The following is a 16683-nucleotide window of genomic DNA, read 5'->3' on the forward strand; positions in this document are numbered from 1 at the left end:
TCCAGCGAGATGTCCAGGTCCAGGGTCTGCGAAGCTGGGCCCGGGCCCTTGATGCCGAAATCGTTCAGGTTCAGCGTAGTGGTGGCATTGAAGCCAGCACGCTCGCCGCCCCATGGGTCTTTGCCTTCGCCGTTGAAGGTTGCCTTGAACACTACCGGCTTGGTCACGCCGTGCAGGGTCAGGTCACCCGCGACATCAGCAGTTTTTTCACCGGTCGACTTGACGCTGGTAGAGACGAACTTGGCATCAGGGAATTTGCTGACGTCGAGGAAGTCCTTGCTGCGGATGTGCTTGTCACGCTCGGCATGGTTGCTGTCGAGGCTGGCGGTTTTCAGGTCAACGGCAATTTTGCTGGCTTCTGGCTTGGCGCTGTCCCAGCTGAAGGTACCGTCAAAATCCTTGAAGGTGCCATGGATGAAACTGTAGCCAAGGTGGCTGATTTTCCAGTCGACGAAAGCGTGCTGGCCTTCTTTGTCGATTTTGTAATCAGCAGCCATGGCCTGACCAGCCGACAGCAGTGCAGTACCAAGCGCCAGTGCGGCAAAAGTCTTTTTCAACATGCGTCTGTATCCTTTTTGCAGGTTAGGTTGAACATCAAGCTTTGCGGCCCAGCATGCGGACAAGGGTCGCGTCACGGTCTATAAAGTGGTGTTTAAACGCCGCCAGGGCATGCAAACCGGCAAAGATCACCACGCCCCATGCCACGTAGAAGTGGATTTCGCCGGCAAGGTCCGCCTGATCAGGCAGATTGCTGAGCAATGCCGGCACCTCAAACAGGCCGAATACCGGAATGCCCACGCCATCCGCGGTGGAGATCAGGTAGCCACTGATCAGAACAGCGAACAGGCCCAGATAGAGGAGACTGTGGCCAGCCTTGGCAGAAACCCGGGTAAATGTGCTGTAACTGGCCAACGTCGGCGGTGGTGGGCTGACAAAGCGCCAAATGACCCTTAGCAACATGATCGCCAACACAGTCAAGCCGATACTCTTGTGCAGATCGGGCGCGGTGTGACGCCAGGCGCTGTAGTAATCAAGGCCGACCATCCATAGGCCCAGGCCGAACAGGCCGAACACTGCCAATGCCACGCCCCAGTGCATGAGAACACTGACCAAGCCATAGCGAGAAGATGAGTTTCGCAACTGCATTGCCGAATTTCCCTGTAAGAACTGTTGCCAAGACTAACGAGTTATCTATCGAATTAAAGCGGAAAATTTCGCTTTGAAATATCGAGAAAAACGATTGTTAGCGTGGAACGCTGGCATTAAGGAAAGATTAACGCTAGGCACTAGCGCTAATGGCAACGGGTGTGGAGAGGCATCAGAACGAGGCCGGCATGGGGATTGCCAGCAAGGCCGGCTCTTGAACGAGCCGGCCGCTACACCGGTATCAGGCTACTGAGCGCTGGCCTGAGTGTTGGTGGTCTTTTTCTTCACGGGCTCAGCCTTGGCAGCGGTTTTTTTCACCGGTGCCGGCTTGGCTGCTGTCTTCTTGGCTACCGGCTTCTTCGACGGCGTAGCCTTGGCAGGGGCAGCCTTGGCGGGCGCAACCTTGGCCGGTTCCTCTTTTGCTACAGGAGCCACAGGCGGCGCCACTGGGGCAGGTGCAGCCACTGGAGCCGGCGCTGGAGCAGCCTGCACAGCCTTCACCGCAGGTGGTGCTGCCGGTTTGTCAGCGCCACCGAACAGGCGCGAGAAGAAGCCTGGCTTGCTCTCCTTGGCCGCGACGGCGCCTGCCGTTGCAGCTGCAGCCCCAACGGCTGCGGCTTTAAGCGGGTCGACGGTTTTACCCGCCGCCAGGTCCTGTACCTGGTTGGCCGCGCGCTGACCGCTGCGCAGAGCACCTTCGAGCGTGCCGGGGTACAGCGCATCGGTGTGCTCACCCGCGAAGGCGATGCGCTGCATAGGGCGCTCCCACAGGCGCCAGTACTTGCTGATCTGCCCCGGACCAAACGCCAGGTAGGAGCCGCCAGTACCCGCGTCGGTGCTGTAACGACGCACCTCATAGCCGGTAAACGCTCCTCGCGCCTGTGGATAAAACGCGTGCAGGCGGATCAACACCTGATCGACCATCTGTTTGTCGCCGAACGCCTGAAGCAGGCGAGCGTTGTCACCCGACAGGTTGATCACTACGTTGGCACCGCCCTTCAGCGCAGGTTCGATCCAGAGCATGCCAAGGCCGGTGTTGCTGTAGATTTCACCGGACATCCGCGCACGGCTTTCCCAGACTGGCGTCTTGAACTTCAGCATCAGCTGATCGCGCCAGCCGTAGTTGGTGCCCTTGATCGCCGCCAGGTGCAGGTTGTCCAGGCCCGGCGTCATTTGGATCTTGGCCAACGCCCGCAATGGCACGGCCAGGACCACGTAATCCGCCTGGTAACCGACGCTGCCAACCTTGACGGTAACACCGTCTTTGTCTTGGCTGATCGCCGTGACAGGCGAACTGGTCTTGATGGTTTTCAGCTGTTTGACGAACGCCTGGGCCAATACCGGGCTGCCGCCAGGAAGGCGGGCGGCACGCAGGTCACGGTCGTTGACGCCACGGTAGACTCGATTCTGCTGGGCGAAATACAACAGCGACAGGCGCGATGGTTCGTCATAGCGGGTACGGATCTGCTGGTTGATCAACTGCCGCGCGGTAGTCGGCAGTTGCAGTTTGTCCAGCCAGGTGGCGACGTTCATCTGATCCAGGGCGAACAGGGTGCTATTGCCCGCCGGGTTTTCCGGGTCGTTGATCGAACGGGCCAGGTCGTCGAGGGTTTTCTCATAACGCTTGATGGCCTCGGCGGTGGCCGGCTGCTTGGTTGCCAGGTCAGCGGCGCTGAAGTATTCGCCATCGATCAGGTAGCCCGGCGTACGAACGAACTCAGGCGCCGGCAGGGTGCTGAGCTTGAAGGTGTCCAGGTACTTGTTGAGGATCGGCTGTGCCTTGCTGTTGCCAATCCACTCGCTGGTGGCCAGGCCTGAACGCCCACCCATGCTGGGTTTGGCTTCCAGCAAGGTCACCTGCCAGCCCTTGCTTTGCAATTCATAGGCAGCGGTCAGGCCCGCCAGGCCACCGCCGACGACAATCGCCGTCGGCTGCTTGGCGGCCGCCAATGCCCCCGTACTGAACAGCCCAATCATTACTAACGCGCACGCGCGCAGCCAACCAGCAGACATTTGGCGAACTCCGGATCAAAGGCAGATAAAAGTGGGGGTGAGCACCCCAAGAAAGCTGCGTGAAGGATACGCCAGCATGGTCGGCCTCGCCAGCGAGCCAGGGCAGGATCACGCACTATGGGTTGTTCTCCTCCAACGCTTTGCATAGGCTTGCGCGCATACCCGAATACGCATCGCCAGGAGAGAGCCGATGGGCCTGAATCAACAGTGGATGCAACGTGACCTCAAGGTCCTGTGGCACCCCTGCACCCAGATGAAAGACCACGAGCAACTGCCGCTGATCCCGATCAAGCGCGGCGAAGGCGTCTGGCTCGAAGATTTTGAAGGCAAACGCTACCTGGATGCGGTCAGTTCCTGGTGGGTGAATGTGTTTGGCCATGCCAACCCACGCATCAACCAGCGCATCAAGGATCAGGTCGATCAACTTGAGCACGTGATTCTGGCCGGTTTCAGTCATCAACCGGTCATCGAACTTTCAGAGCGCCTGGTCAAGCTCACGCCTGACGGACTCAATCGGTGTTTTTACGCCGATAATGGGTCTTCCTGCATCGAAGTCGCACTGAAAATGAGCTTTCACTACTGGCTGAACCAAGGCCAGCCGGAGAAAAAGCGCTTCGTCACCCTGAGCAACAGCTACCACGGCGAAACCATCGCGGCCATGTCGGTCGGTGACGTCCCGCTGTTCACCGAAACCTACAAGGCGCTGTTGCTCGATACGATCAAAGTACCAAGCCCAGACTGCTATTTGCGCCCAGAAGGGGTCAGTTGGGAGGCGCATTCGCGCACGATGTTCGCGGCCATGGAACAGACCCTGGCCGAACACCATGCGACCATCGCGGCAGTCATTGTCGAGCCCTTGATTCAGGGGGCCGGTGGCATGCGCATGTACCATCCGGTGTACCTCAAGCTGTTGCGCGAAGCCTGTGACCGCTACGGGGTTCACCTGATCCACGACGAGATCGCCGTAGGCTTCGGCCGTACCGGAACGATGTTCGCGTGCGAGCAGGCCGGCATCCGGCCAGATTTCCTCTGCTTGTCCAAGGCCCTGACCGGTGGCTATCTGCCGCTGGCCGCCTGCCTGACCACCGACCAGGTGTACAACGCGTTCTACGACGATTACCCGACCCTGCGCGCGTTCCTTCATTCGCACAGCTATACCGGCAACCCGCTGGCCTGCGCGGCGGCCCTGGCGACTCTGGATATCTTCGAGCAAGACAACGTCATCGAGAACAACAAGGCCCTGGCCCAGCGCATGGCCAGCGCCACGGCACACCTGGCCGATCATCCGCATGTGGCCGAAGTGCGCCAGACGGGCATGACCCTGGCCATCGAGATGGTTCAGGACAAGGCCAGCAAGACGCCTTACCCGTGGCAGGAGCGGCGCGGCCTGAAAGTCTTCGAGCACGCGCTGAGCCGCGGCGCACTGCTGCGCCCACTGGGCAGCGTGGTGTACTTCCTGCCGCCGTATGTCATCACCCCGGAACAAATCGATTTCCTTGCCGAAGTCGCCAGTGAAGGCATCGACCTCGCCACGCGTGACAGCCTGAGCGTTGCCGTGCCCAGTAACTTCCACCCTGACTTCCGCGATCCGGGCTAGCGCACACCCTGGGGGCCGGCCCTACCGGCCTTCGGGGGTGAGCAATGCGCCAATCGCCCGTTTTGATTCAGAGACCGACATGAGACTGTCCCGTTTTTTCATTGATGCCCCGCTGAGCCTTGGCGAGCATGACCTGCCTGAAGCCCAGGCCCATTACATCGGCCGCGTACTGCGCATGGCCACTGGCGACGCTGTACAGCTGTTTGACGGCAGCGGCCAGGAATACCTCGGCGAGTTGCTGGAAGTCGGCAAGAAAAACGTGCGCGTGGTGCTCAGCGAAACCCTGCCGGGCCAAGCCGAGTCGATGCTGCACGTCCATCTGGGCCAAGGCCTGTCACGCGGCGAGCGGATGGACTGGGCAATCCAGAAGGCCACCGAGTTGGGTGCCAACGAAATCACCCCGATTGTCAGCGAGCGCTGTGAAGTCCGCCTCAAGGACGAGCGCGCCGACAAGCGCCTGGCCCATTGGCGCCAGGTAGCGATCAGCGCCTGCGAACAGTGCGGTCGCTCACGCCTGCCGGTCATTCATGCCCCTATGCTGCTGGCCGACTGGCTCAAGCAACGCGACGAAACGCTGAAGCTGGTCCTGCATCCGGTCGCCGAGCCAATGGTCAGCCACGCCAGACCCGAGCACCTGGCCTTCTTGATCGGCCCCGAAGGCGGCCTCTCGGAGGCGGAAGTCGAACAGGCCAAGAGCACCGGGTTCCACGCCGCACGCCTGGGCCCACGGGTACTGCGCACGGAAACCGCACCCGTGGTAGCACTGGCCGTTGCCCAACAACTGTGGGGTGATTTCTAAAGCACGTAGAAAAACACCGCGACAAAATGCATCAGGCTGCCGGCGATGACGAACAGATGCCAAATGCCGTGCCAATGGCGAAAGCGGCTGTCATAGGCAAAAAAGATGATCCCGATGGTGTAGAACGCCCCACCACCGGCCAGCCAGGCAAACCCCGCAGTGCCCAGGCTGGCCAGTAGCGGCTTGACCGCGACCAGCACGATCCATCCCATCACCGCGTAGATGACGATCGACATCACCCGCGCCTCGGAGCGCGGTTTGATTTCCTGCAGCATACCGATCACTGCCAGCCCCCAGACGGTGCCAAACAGGCTCCAGCCCCAGGGGCCACGCAAACTGACCAGGCAGAATGGCGTGTAACTGCCCGCAATGAGCAGGTAGATCGACAGATGATCAAGCTTGCGCATGACCGTTTTGGCCTTGCCGCGTACGCTGTGATAAAGCGTGGAGATGCTGTACAGCAACAGCAAGGTGAAGCCGTAGATCGTCAGGCTGACAATTTTCCAGGGGTCGCCTTGCAGTACCGCAATCCCTATCAGCCATGTCGCGCCGACAGCGGCCAGTAGCGCGCCGACGAGGTGGGTCCATGCATTGAAGCGTTCACCATGGTACATGTGGCGCTGCCCTCCAAGGTCCTCTTGCAGGCTCATGCTACACAGGCATTCGCCTCAAACCACCCCCGCCTCTAGTAGTAGACGCTCCAAGGCGACCAGATCCGGCACTCGCGCCACCAACTCACCGACCTGCACGGCCGCCAACTCCAGCGGGGCCAACGGCACATCAACGTAGTTGAGCTGGCTGTCCAGCTTGCAGGAGCGCGGGATGCCCTGCACCAGTAACGCCATGAAACGCAGGCGGCTGTCGCCCAGCGAGTTGAGCACGACGATCCGTGCCCGCTCGCCCACCTGTGTAGAGCCGCCACACGCGGCCTCGAAACTGATCAGAGGCAAGCGCTGATTGCGCCAGTCGATCCACCCCAGGTGCCAGTCGAAACCCTCCAACACCTGCATGCCAGGACGATAGCCAATCAGCTCGGCCACCGCGACGTTCGGCAACACCAGGCTGCGATCACTCAGCGGCAATAGCAGACCGGTCAGGCTGCTACGCCCCCCGTTGCGGACGGGTTGTTCAAGCATTGTGCGCACTCCACTGGGCAATACTCTGCAGCAGCACCGACTCTTGATACGGCTTGCCCATGTATTCATTCACGCCAATGGCCATCGCCCGGTCACGGTGCTTTTGCCCGGTACGCGACGTGATCATGATGATCGGCAGGTCCTTGAGCCGCGGGTCCTGACGAACCCGGGTCGCGACCTCGAAGCCATCCATGCGCGGCATTTCGATGTCGAGCAAGACCACGTCCGGGCGGTGCTCCTGCAACAACGCCATGGCGTCGACGCCATCCTTGGCGGTCAGGACGTTCATGCCGTGGCGCTCAAGCAGGCGCCCAGTGACCTTGCGCACGGTCACCGAGTCATCCACGACCAACACCAGCGGTGGGCGCATGACGGTACGCTCGGCCAACGTATGCAGTGAGCCACGCTCGGCACTTGGCTGTTGGGCGGGGCGCAACTGCTGCGCGCGCAACTGGGCGAGTAAGTCGAGAATCAGCACCACTCGCCCATCCCCCAGGATGGTCGCCCCGGACAGCCCTTGAACCGAAGCGAACTGCGGCCCCAGGCTCTTGACCACGATCTCGCGGCTGGCGGACAGGGCATCGACCTGAACCGCAAACTGCTGTTCTTGAGAATGCACCAACAGCACGGGCAGGGGCAGGGTCTGGCCGAGCAAGCGAGGTGGCGGCAGATCCTCCAGAAGCCCCCCCAGGTAGTGCAGTTCATAACGGTGCCCGGCGTACTCATAACGCGGAGGATCCAGCTGGTAACAGGCTTCGAGCTCGGCCGGAGGCACCCGGACGATACCCTCGATGGTGTTCAGCGGGATCGCATACTGCTCATCGCTACTGTGCACCATCAACGCCCGGTTGACCGACACGGTAAACGGCAAGCGAATCAGAAAGCGCGCACCTTTACCCGGGATCGAGTCGATGATCATCGACCCGCCCAGTTGCTTGACCTCCTCATGCACCACATCCATCCCCAGCCCTCGCCCGGAGATCTGGGTGATTTTTTCAGCGGTGGAGAACCCTGGCTGCAAAATGAACTGCATGACCTCGTGATCACTGATCTCGGCGGCCGGGTCCAGCAGCCCGCGCTTGATGGCCTTGCGGCGCACGGCCTCCAACGACACACCGGCACCGTCGTCCGACATCTCGATGACGATATCGGCACCTTCATGCAGCAGGTTCAAGGCAATCAGCCCTTGCTCCGGCTTGCCCGCGGCAAGGCGCACCTCCCGGGGCTCCAGGCCATGGTCGACTGCGTTGCGCAGCATGTGTTCCAACGGTGCGACCATGCGCTCAAGCACACTGCGATCCAACTCGCCTTCGGCATTGCCGACCACTAGCTCGACCTGTTTGCCCAACTCGCTGGCGACCTGGCGAACCACCCGCTGCAGGCGCGGTACCATGCGCTCGAACGGCACCATGCGGGTGCTCATCAGACCTTCCTGCAGGTCGGTATTCACCCGTGCCTGCTGCTGCAACAGGGTCTGCGCCTCTTGGGCGCGGATACTCAAGGTCTCTTTCAGGTCGAGCAGGTCCGAAGCCGACTCAAACAACGCACGGGACAACTGCTGCAATTGCGAGTGACGGTCCATTTCCAGCGGGTCGAACTCTTCATAACCCAGCGGCTCACCTTCGCTCGGCTGCGCACCGAGCGCGCGGCCCTGGGTTTCGCTGTCGAGCCGACGCAACAGGTCACGCATCCGCTCCAGCGTGGTTTCCATTTCACCCAGGGCCGTTTGCGCATCATTCACCTGCTGCTCGATACGCCCGCGAATGATTGAATTCTCACCGGCGAGGTTGCCCAGGTCGTCGAGCAGCTCAGCAGCCACTTTCACCTGGTCGGCCGCCGGTCGTTCAGGCGTCGGGGCAGGCGCCTCGGCTACCACGCTGTCGCTTTGTGGTTGGCTTTCGCTGACCGCAGCACTGGTGAAATTACGGATGTAGTCGATCAGTGCGGTGGGGGCAGGCAGCGGTTGCTGCAGGCGCACGGCATCGAGCATGTGTGCCAGGCGGTCATGGCAATTCTGCAGCAGGCTGAACAGCGCCGCACTGGGCTGAAGATGACCGGCGGCCAACTGCTCAAACAGAAACTCCAGTTCATGGGCGAGGTCGCCAATCGGTGCGATCTCGACCATCCGCGCGCCCCCTTTCAGGGTGTGCAGATCGCGTAACAGGTTCTCCACTTCCAGCGTATTGCGTGGCTCAGCCTGCCAGCGCAACAAGGCTGCCCCAGAGCTTTCGACGATATCGAAACCTTCCTCCAGGAAAATCTCCAGCAGCTCCTTGTCGCCCTCTTCTGCCGGCTTCTGTGTCACCGGCTGAACCGGCGCAGGCCCGGCGTCCTCCTGACGGAACTCACGCAATGCCGTGAGCGCGTCAAGCGCCGATAACGGCATCTGGCCCTGTTGTAACTGGTCGAGCATCCGGGCCAACAATGCGTGACTGTCGAGCAGCAGTTCAAACAGCGCTGGCGATGCATTGAAACGCCGATCCACCAGGCCCTCATAGAAGCTTTCCAGTGCCTGGGCCAGTTCGGCTACGGCACTGACGCCAGCCATCTGGGCGCCACCGTTGAGGGTATGCCAATCGCGTTGCAGCGATGACAGCGCGGCGCTGTTTTCAGGCTCGACACGCCAGCGTGCCAGGGTTTGATCAGCCCCCTCGAGAATATCCACGGCCTCTTCGAGGAACAGTTGCACCAGCGTTTCGTCGGGTAACTGCTCGGCCAGGGCCGCCGTCGCCTCGCCCAACTCATGCACCTGCGACTGCCCGCCGGCGCTACGAACCAGGCCCATGGCGGCAGGGTCCAGCCCCTCCTCCAACAGTTCACGCAAGGCGTGCAGGTGCTCAGGGCTGGCCTGAACTTCCTGGCCCGCAGCGATCTGGTCGAGCATGCCGATCAGCGCCTCATGGGCATGCTGCGCCTCCTCGAAGAAACGCGGGCTGACCACAACACTGCTTTCCTCAACAGCGCCGTAGAGATCGAGCAAGGCCTCGCAGAGCTCATCCACCTGCCAGAGGTCCGCCAGGTGTGCGCTCTGCCCCAGCGTGGTCAATTCGTCGAGCAGGGCGCTCAGTTCCTGACGCTGCTCGGGGTGTTCCTGCCAACGCAGCAGCAACGACTCGGCATCAAGCAGAATGTCCATGCCCTGCGCCAGGAAGCTGGCAATCAACTGTGGGTCACGCTTGACCCGCAGGCCTGCACTAGGCGCCTCCAGCAAGGCCCGCAAACGGGTCTTCACCGCCTGATCTACCTGTTCGATCAGCAGCTCGGCACCCATGATCGGTGCCAACGGTGTGCTGTCGAGCTGCTCCAGGCCCCGGTGCAACAAGGCATCAGCGGTTTGCAGCAGGTAGATCTCGTCCAGATCAACACCCAATTGATGAGCCTTGTACTCACGTACGAGCAGGTCAAGGGCAGCCGCCAGCTCAGCAATCGGCACCACCCCCGCCATTGCCGCGCTGCCTTTGAGGGTATGCAGGGCCCGTTGCAGGTCGTCACTGACCGGCAGCGGCAGTTGCTCATCGGCACTCTGCAGGAACGCATCAAGGCTGGCCAAATGGGCCTGCGCTTCATTGCGGAAGATCTCCAGCAACTGCGGGTCAATGGCCTCGGCGTTGTCGGTCTGCGGTACATCGTTCATGGCCAAGGCATGCAAGTGCAGTGATAACTGCTCCACCGTCTCGTTCATCAGTGGCCGGCCTTCGGCGTATTCGGCCAGTAACGCTGGAAACAGCGCCAACGCCTGCTCCAGGCTTGCCAGTACCGGCTCCCCCGGCGCCACACGGCCTTCGAGCATGCGGTTAAGCAGATGTTCTGCCGACCACGCCAGTTCAGCCACGACCATTGCATGCACCATCCGCCCGCTACCCTTGAGGGTATGAAAGCCTCGACGCAGCTCGACCAACACCGGTCGCAGGCGCGTATCACTGCGCCACTGGACCCACTGCTCATTCAAGTGCTGAAGAACATCCTCGGCCTCTTCGAGAAACACCTCGCGAAGCTCGTCATCGATTGTCGCGACGTCTGCCTCGACCGGTGCCGACATCTCGACACGCGGTGACTCGAGCACATACCCCAGCACCGTGAAACTACGCTCAGCCTGCTCAAGGAAGCGCTCGACCTGCGCCTGAGGATCAGCGCTCAGGTACTGCAGGTAACATTCAAGGTTGCAGATGGCGTCGGCGAAAGGCTCCAGGGTACTGGCATCCGGCAGTTGCTCACTGCCGAGCAAGCGGCTTTCGACATAGTCGCCACAGTAGCGCAACAAGCGCGACGCACGCGGCAGCATGAGCATCGCCAGGGCACCACGAACTTGCGTGAAGAGCCCTGGCAATGGCTCCAGGCGCTGGCGCTCCCAACCGCCCTCCAAGGCATCGGCGATCAGTTCCTTGGCTTGCTGCAGCACCCCATGAGATTCATCAAAGACCACTTGGCGTACTTCAGCCAGATCGGCACCCGGCGGCTGGGCCTGCCCAGGCGAATCAATCGAACCGACCATGCCGGCCAGCGTCGCCTCGACATACAGCAACGCACCCGCCACATCCATCAATACGGCATCGTCCGGGGCGCGCTGCCCGCGTGCCAGCCCCTGCAAGACCGAAACCTGATCGATGATGACCCGGCGCGGCTGGCCAAAACCAAGCACCGCGAGGGTATCGGCCGTCTGTCGCAAGGGCGCCAGCAGCGCCTCCAGCTCATCGACCTGCTGACGGTCGCCGCGCACAAAGAGGTCCAGGCGCTCCTTGGCCCATCGCAAGTCTTCACAGACAGCGGCGACCACCGAGCGCAAGGCATCACGGTCCGAGCCGACCTGCAAGCGGTCGCGCAGCCCACTCAGGGACAACTCCAGGTTGCCTTGCCCCTGGGCAACGTCAGGCTCGCTCGGCGGCACATCATTCAACGGGGGTTGCAGCAGTGGCTCGGCACCGCGAGCCGTACGCAATGGGTTGAGCAGCGGCAGGAGCACCAACGGAAGGTCACGCCCGGCAGCACGCAGACGCTCCAGGTACAGGGGTAACTGATCCAGCCCCCGGAACAAGGCGCCCAGCGCTTCACCACGGGCAGCCACGCGCCGTTGCTGCAAGGCCAAGCTTAGTTGCTCCACCTCCTCGGCCAGCAGCACAGCCCCCTGCAATTCGAGCATCTGCAAACAACCCACAACCTGATGTATCGGCTCGACAACGTCGGCCAGTACCTCGATATCCCCCGGTTCAGCGGCAAAATGCTCCAGCGCCTTGCGCGCAGCACCCAGGCACTCGGCAATGGCGGCATTGACCCAGACCAGGGCAACAGTAGCGTGACGATCAACCATAAGCCCTCCAGTAGTCAGGGTCAGCGAGCCGGCGGTAAGGTAAAACCCGACACCGAACGCCGCATTTCACTGGCCATACGGGCCAGATTGCCAATGCTCTCGGCCGTCGCGGTCGAGCCGGACGAGGTTTGCGAGGTGATCTGCTGAATCACCGCCATGGTATGGGAGATCTGCCCAGCCGAAGACGTTTGCAGCTGGGCGGCATCGGAGATGCTCAGAATCAGCTCGGCCAAGGTCTGCGACACCCCTTCGATTTCTGCCAGGGCCACCCCGGCATCCTGGGCCAGGCGCGCACCACGGACCACCTCGGCGGTGGTCTGCTCCATGGAAATCACGGCTTCGTTGGTATCGGCCTGAATCGCTCGCACCAGCGCCTCGATTTGCCGTGTCGCCGAAGACGAACGCTCAGCCAAGCGCTGCACTTCATCAGCGACCACGGCGAAACCACGTCCAGCCTCACCGGCCATGGACGCCTGAATCGCAGCGTTGAGCGCAAGAATGTTGGTCTGATCGGCAATGTCATCGATCAGGCTGACGATATCGCCGATTTCCTGAGAAGACTCGCCAAGGCGCTTGATGCGCTTGGCGGTGTCCTGAATCTGCTCACGGATGTTGTCCATGCCGTGGATGGTGTTGTGAACCACCTCGTTGCCCTTGTTGGCAATCGCCACCGCTCGCTCAGCCACTTTGGCCGACTCATAGGCGTGGGTCGAAACCCGATCGATCGACTCAGCCATGTCACCGACGGCCATCGACGCATCACTGATCTGCTGAGCCTGGTGCTCGGACGCCTTGGCCAACTGACGGGCTGTGGTCTGAGTATCCTGCACCGCGCTGGCAACTTCCTCGGCACTTTGGTTGATCGTCGCCACCAGGTCGCGAAGCTGGTCGATCGAGTAATTGATCGAGTCGGCAATCGCTCCGGTAAAGTCCTCGGTGACCGAGGCAGTGACGGTCAGGTCGCCGTCGGCCAGGTCTTCGATTTCATCCAACAGGCGCATGATTGCCTGCTGGTTGCGCTCATTTTTTTCTGCCGTTTCATGCAGTTGGCGATGGGTTTCACGCACCATCACCAGGCCGATCAGAATGATCGAGGCCAGTGCCAGCAAACCCAGCGCGTAGCCGCCAACGGTGTCCAGCGTGCGCCCTGCGGCCAGGTTCTCGAAGCCATTGGCCAGACGCGAGGCCTCATCGAGCAAGGTCTGCGACAGGTTGAAAATGTTGCTGGCCGCTTCACGCACCCGGAACAACTCGGGGGACGTCTCGAGAATTTCGTCCACGGAGCCCGCGACGAACTGGAACAGTTCAGCGATTTCAGTCAGGCGAGCACGGGCATCGGGGTCTTGAACACGGGTCAGTTGAATCGACGGGTTGCCCGCCAGCATGCCCTCAAGGACCTGACCAAAGCGCGTCGCATCGCGCCCAAAGGCATCCGCGGCCTGAACGGAGGTGTCATCGCCGGCCAGCACTGTATTGACCGAGCCGAGAATGCGTTCGGCCAACAGCGCCTGGCGCTGGGCTACCGCAACCTGGCTGGCCGGGGCGCCGTTCTTGAGGAGGATCTCCACGACCTTCTCGTATTCGACCTGCAACTGCGGAACCGTCTCGGACAGGGTTGCCGCCACCTGGTGCAGCGACAATACGGTCTGCTCACTGGCCAGGATCGTATCGGTGTATTTGCGCAGGTTTTCCCAGTCACTCAGCACGGCCTCCATTTCGCTGCGCACGGCAGGCGGAGCGGAGGGCAGGCCAGTGGCGTGATCGCCCTTCTTCAAATAGCCCCAACGCTGCTCAAAGTCATTGCGTGCATCACTCAACAACTTGAAGGCCCGCGCCTTGCCCGCAGCCGCTTCAGTGGCGTTCTTGGCAATACGCTGGGACAACACGCGCAACTCGCCGGCATGCCCGATGTACTGCTTGTCGTAATTGGCCTGGGTATTGAGGTAGGCGAAATTGGCGAACAACAGGATGATCGACAGGATCAGCACGATAAACAGCACGGCAATCTGCGCGCTGCTGCGAGAGCCTTGTACCGAGGGAAAGGTCTTGGTCACGGGTTCGACATTCCTTTACAGCGCCACATCGAGAAAGCCCGTTGCCTGCGACAGGGCAAATGGACTGAAGATTCCCCAGCAACGCTCACGTTGAAAGTGGCCCTGGACAAAGGGCCCTGCCCCGGCCAACAGCGGCGACGGCACGGAGAGGTCCAGGCTGCGCAACGGAAAGTGCTGCAGACCGGCAACTTCATCGACCAGCAGCCCGGCAAACACTTCCTGGTGATCCAGCACCAGTACGCGGCGCTGTTTGCGCAAACCGCTCTGGGCCAGGCCGAAATACCCACACAGGTCCATCACCGGCAACAACCGCCCACGCAGGTTAGCGACGCCAAGCACCCAGGGCTTGACCCCGGGGATACGGCTGAGGCGAGGCTCCTGCAGCACTTCGGCAACTTCCTGCATCGGCGCGACAAACCACTGTTCAGCAATACGAAAGCCGATCCCGCTCCAACTCTGCAGGCGGGTCTCCTGTAACGGCAGGTCGGCCGCCAACAGGCGGCAGCGGCGGTCGATGTCCAACAGCAGTTCAAATGCCGTCAGCGACTCGCCCTTGGGCCGGGTGGTCAACCCTTGAGTACGCCGTCGAGGGTCTTGATCAGGGTCTGCTCATCCACCGGTTTGGTCAGGTAGTCGCGGGCGCCCTGACGCGTGCCCCAGACCTTGTCGGTTTCCTGGTCCTTGGTGGTCACGATAATCACCGGGATACCACTGGTCTCAGGGTCCTTGCTCAGTTGGCGGGTCGCCTGGAAGCCGTTCATGCCTGGCATGACGATGTCCATCAGTACCGCGTCGGGTTTTTCCTGGCGCGCCAGCGCCACACCGTCGGCGCCATTTTCAGCCTTGAGCACCTGATGCCCGTGTTTTTCGAGCATTCCGGTCAGTTTGTACATTTCAGTCGGCGAATCATCGACGATCAGAACTCGGGCCATGCTATTCCCCATCGAAGGAAAGGATGCCGCGCCAGGTGCGCAGCATCAGGGTGCGTGTTGTGCTTCTGCGGCGAAACCCGGCACATGCGCCTTGATCGCGTCCAGCAGTTCTTCCTTGCTGAAAGGCTTGGTCAAAAACTGATCAGAGCCGACAACCCGGCCGCGGGCCTTGTCGAACAGCCCATCACGGGATGACAGCATGACCACCGGCGTATCCTTGAACATACTGTTGTGTTTGATCACTGCGCAGGTCTGGTAACCGTCCAGGCGCGGCATCAACACATCGACGAAAATGATATCGGGATGGTGGTCGACAATCTTGGCCAGGGCGTCAAAACCGTCAGTGGCGGTAATGACGGTGCAACCGGCTTCGCCGAGCAACATCTGCGCGGTACGACGAATCGTCTTCGAGTCGTCGATGACCATCACCTTCAATGCCGCTTCGGGCTGTCCCATAATTGCTCTACCATCGCCTGGAAGGGCCGTGCAGGCCACATGCCAGGCCTTTTTAGCACACTCTCAAGGTGCATTCCATCGGCCTGCGCCGGGGTCGCCCACGATGCGTTTTCCGCTTGACCGCCAGCGTCGCCGGCGCCACCCTGACGCCACTTTTCATTTGAGCCACTGCGGCCCGCTGCCGCCGAGAGGATATACCCCATGAGCGTTCGCCTCGGGATTGTCATGGACCCCATTGCGCGCATCTCCTACAAGAAGGACAGCTCGCTGGCCATGCTGCTGGCCGCCCAGGAACGCGGCTGGTCGCTGTTCTACATGGAGCAGCAGGATCTTTACCAACGCGAGGGCCAGGCCCGGGCACGGATGCGCCCACTGCGCGTGTTTGCCGACCCCGAGCATTGGTTCGACCTGGAAGCGGAAACCGACGGCGCCCTGAGCGACCTGGACGTCATCCTGATGCGCAAGGATCCGCCCTTCGACATGGAGTTCGTCTACAGCACCTACCTGCTGGAGCAGGCCGAGGCCGCGGGCGTGCTGGTGGTCAACCGCCCACAGAGCCTGCGTGACTGCAACGAAAAGCTGTTCGCCACCCTGTTCCCGCACTGCACGCCGGCGACCGTGGTCAGCCGCCGCCCGGATATCCTGCGCGACTTTGCCACCGAGCACGGTGACGTCATCCTCAAGCCGCTGGACGGCATGGGCGGTGCGTCGATTTTCCGCCACCGCGTGGGCGACCCCAACCTGTCGGTGATCCTTGAAACACTGACGGCCCATGGCACCCAGCAGATCATGGCGCAAGCCTACCTGCCGGCCATCAAGGATGGCGACAAGCGCATCCTGATGATCGACGGCGAGCCAGTGCCCTACTGCCTGGCACGGATTCCGGCCAGCGGTGAAACACGCGGCAATCTGGCTGCCGGCGGACGTGGCGAAGCCCGCGAGTTGACCGAGCGCGACCGCTGGATCGCCGCACAGGTCGGCCCAACCCTGCGCGAGAAAGGCCTGCTGTTTGTCGGCCTGGACGTGATTGGCGAACACCTGACCGAAATCAACGTCACCAGCCCGACCTGCATCCGCGAAATCGATAACGCCTTCGGTACCCGGATTGGCGTGCAGTTGATGGACGCCATTGATCGCAAGCTCAAGGCACGCTGACAGTCGAGGCAGGGAAACTGCGCAGAGTGGGTTATGATGCCGGTCCTTTTTTCGACCTGGCCGCCCGCTTTGCCGGTTTCACCCCGGCTG

General features: G+C 61.5%; 13 protein-coding genes. 3 read left to right on the top strand and 10 right to left on the bottom strand.

The window, feature by feature from the left end; genetic code table 11:
* From EKA13_RS21780 to EKA13_RS21790, 3 genes are all read right to left on the bottom strand, one after another.
* A partial coding sequence (locus EKA13_RS21780) for a YceI family protein (protein ID WP_065761321.1) occupies positions 1-560 on the bottom strand: 560 nt, incomplete at its 3' end.
* A gap of 34 nt (positions 561-594) precedes the next feature.
* Positions 595-1146 (bottom strand): cytochrome b, encoded by a 552-nt coding sequence (locus EKA13_RS21785; RefSeq protein ID WP_065761322.1) that lies wholly within the window; start codon positions 1144-1146, stop codon positions 595-597.
* A gap of 246 nt (positions 1147-1392) precedes the next feature.
* Positions 1393-3159, bottom strand: a complete 1767-nt coding sequence (locus EKA13_RS21790) for a flavin monoamine oxidase family protein (protein ID WP_065761323.1) — start codon at positions 3157-3159, stop codon at positions 1393-1395.
* Between the two features lie 190 nt (positions 3160-3349).
* On the opposite strand from EKA13_RS21790, the gene EKA13_RS21795 reads away from it, so the two are divergent.
* Both EKA13_RS21795 and EKA13_RS21800 read left to right on the top strand, forming a co-directional pair.
* On the top strand, positions 3350-4756 hold the full coding sequence (locus tag EKA13_RS21795; RefSeq protein WP_065761324.1) for an adenosylmethionine--8-amino-7-oxononanoate transaminase: 1407 nt from the start codon (positions 3350-3352) through the stop codon (positions 4754-4756).
* A gap of 79 nt (positions 4757-4835) precedes the next feature.
* Positions 4836-5555 (top strand): 16S rRNA (uracil(1498)-N(3))-methyltransferase, encoded by a 720-nt coding sequence (locus EKA13_RS21800; protein WP_065761325.1) that lies wholly within the window; start codon positions 4836-4838, stop codon positions 5553-5555.
* Here the strand turns inward: EKA13_RS21800 and trhA are convergent.
* The 7 genes from trhA to pilG are packed head-to-tail and all read right to left on the bottom strand — an operon-like array spanning position 5552 to position 15438.
* Positions 5552-6169 (bottom strand): PAQR family membrane homeostasis protein TrhA, encoded by a 618-nt coding sequence (trhA, locus tag EKA13_RS21805; RefSeq protein WP_065761334.1) that lies wholly within the window; start codon positions 6167-6169, stop codon positions 5552-5554. The genes EKA13_RS21800 and trhA overlap by 4 nt on opposite strands.
* A gap of 54 nt (positions 6170-6223) precedes the next feature.
* Positions 6224-6691, bottom strand: a complete 468-nt coding sequence (locus EKA13_RS21810) for a chemotaxis protein CheW (RefSeq protein ID WP_065761326.1) — start codon at positions 6689-6691, stop codon at positions 6224-6226.
* On the bottom strand, positions 6684-11996 hold the full coding sequence (locus EKA13_RS21815) for an Hpt domain-containing protein (RefSeq protein WP_065761327.1): 5313 nt from the start codon (positions 11994-11996) through the stop codon (positions 6684-6686). Before EKA13_RS21815 ends, EKA13_RS21810 begins: the two co-directional genes overlap by 8 nt.
* 20 nt (positions 11997-12016) lie before the next feature.
* Positions 12017-14050: a methyl-accepting chemotaxis protein gene (locus EKA13_RS21820; RefSeq protein WP_065761328.1), complete on the bottom strand. Its 2034-nt coding sequence runs from the start codon at positions 14048-14050 to the stop codon at positions 12017-12019.
* A gap of 15 nt (positions 14051-14065) precedes the next feature.
* On the bottom strand, positions 14066-14620 hold the full coding sequence (locus EKA13_RS21825; protein WP_065761329.1) for a chemotaxis protein CheW: 555 nt from the start codon (positions 14618-14620) through the stop codon (positions 14066-14068).
* Positions 14617-14982, bottom strand: a complete 366-nt coding sequence (gene pilH, locus EKA13_RS21830) for a twitching motility response regulator PilH (protein ID WP_065761330.1) — start codon at positions 14980-14982, stop codon at positions 14617-14619. The genes EKA13_RS21825 and pilH overlap by 4 nt, the downstream gene beginning before the upstream one ends.
* Before the next feature lie 45 nt (positions 14983-15027).
* A complete protein-coding gene (gene pilG, locus EKA13_RS21835; RefSeq protein WP_065761331.1) occupies positions 15028-15438 on the bottom strand; it encodes a twitching motility response regulator PilG in 411 nt (136 codons plus the stop codon).
* Between the two features lie 201 nt (positions 15439-15639).
* On the opposite strand from pilG, the gene gshB reads away from it, so the two are divergent.
* Entirely contained in the window at positions 15640-16593 is a 954-nt protein-coding gene (gene gshB, locus EKA13_RS21840) for a glutathione synthase (RefSeq protein WP_065761333.1), read from the top strand.
* The last annotated feature ends 90 nt before the right edge of the window (positions 16594-16683 follow it).

The sequence above is a fragment of the Pseudomonas defluvii genome (genome assembly GCF_001695625.1).
GTDB classification, from domain to species: domain Bacteria; phylum Pseudomonadota; class Gammaproteobacteria; order Pseudomonadales; family Pseudomonadaceae; genus Aquipseudomonas; species Aquipseudomonas defluvii.

Excerpts from the sequence above, each read along its gene's own strand:
- EKA13_RS21795 (WP_065761324.1), top strand. The coding sequence starts at position 3,350 with ATGGGCCTGAATCAACAGTGGATGCAACGTGACCTCAAGGTCCTGTGG.
- gshB (WP_065761333.1), top strand. The coding sequence starts at position 15,640 with ATGAGCGTTCGCCTCGGGATTGTCATGGACCCCATTGCGCGCATCTCC.
- EKA13_RS21800 (WP_065761325.1), top strand. The coding sequence starts at position 4,836 with ATGAGACTGTCCCGTTTTTTCATTGATGCCCCGCTGAGCCTTGGCGAG.
- EKA13_RS21790 (WP_065761323.1), bottom strand. The coding sequence starts at position 3,159 with ATGTCTGCTGGTTGGCTGCGCGCGTGCGCGTTAGTAATGATTGGGCTG.
- EKA13_RS21810 (WP_065761326.1), bottom strand. The coding sequence starts at position 6,691 with ATGCTTGAACAACCCGTCCGCAACGGGGGGCGTAGCAGCCTGACCGGT.
- EKA13_RS21815 (WP_065761327.1), bottom strand. The coding sequence starts at position 11,996 with ATGGTTGATCGTCACGCTACTGTTGCCCTGGTCTGGGTCAATGCCGCC.
- pilH (WP_065761330.1), bottom strand. The coding sequence starts at position 14,982 with ATGGCCCGAGTTCTGATCGTCGATGATTCGCCGACTGAAATGTACAAA.
- trhA (WP_065761334.1), bottom strand. The coding sequence starts at position 6,169 with ATGTACCATGGTGAACGCTTCAATGCATGGACCCACCTCGTCGGCGCG.
- pilG (WP_065761331.1), bottom strand. The coding sequence starts at position 15,438 with ATGGGACAGCCCGAAGCGGCATTGAAGGTGATGGTCATCGACGACTCG.
- EKA13_RS21785 (WP_065761322.1), bottom strand. The coding sequence starts at position 1,146 with ATGCAGTTGCGAAACTCATCTTCTCGCTATGGCTTGGTCAGTGTTCTC.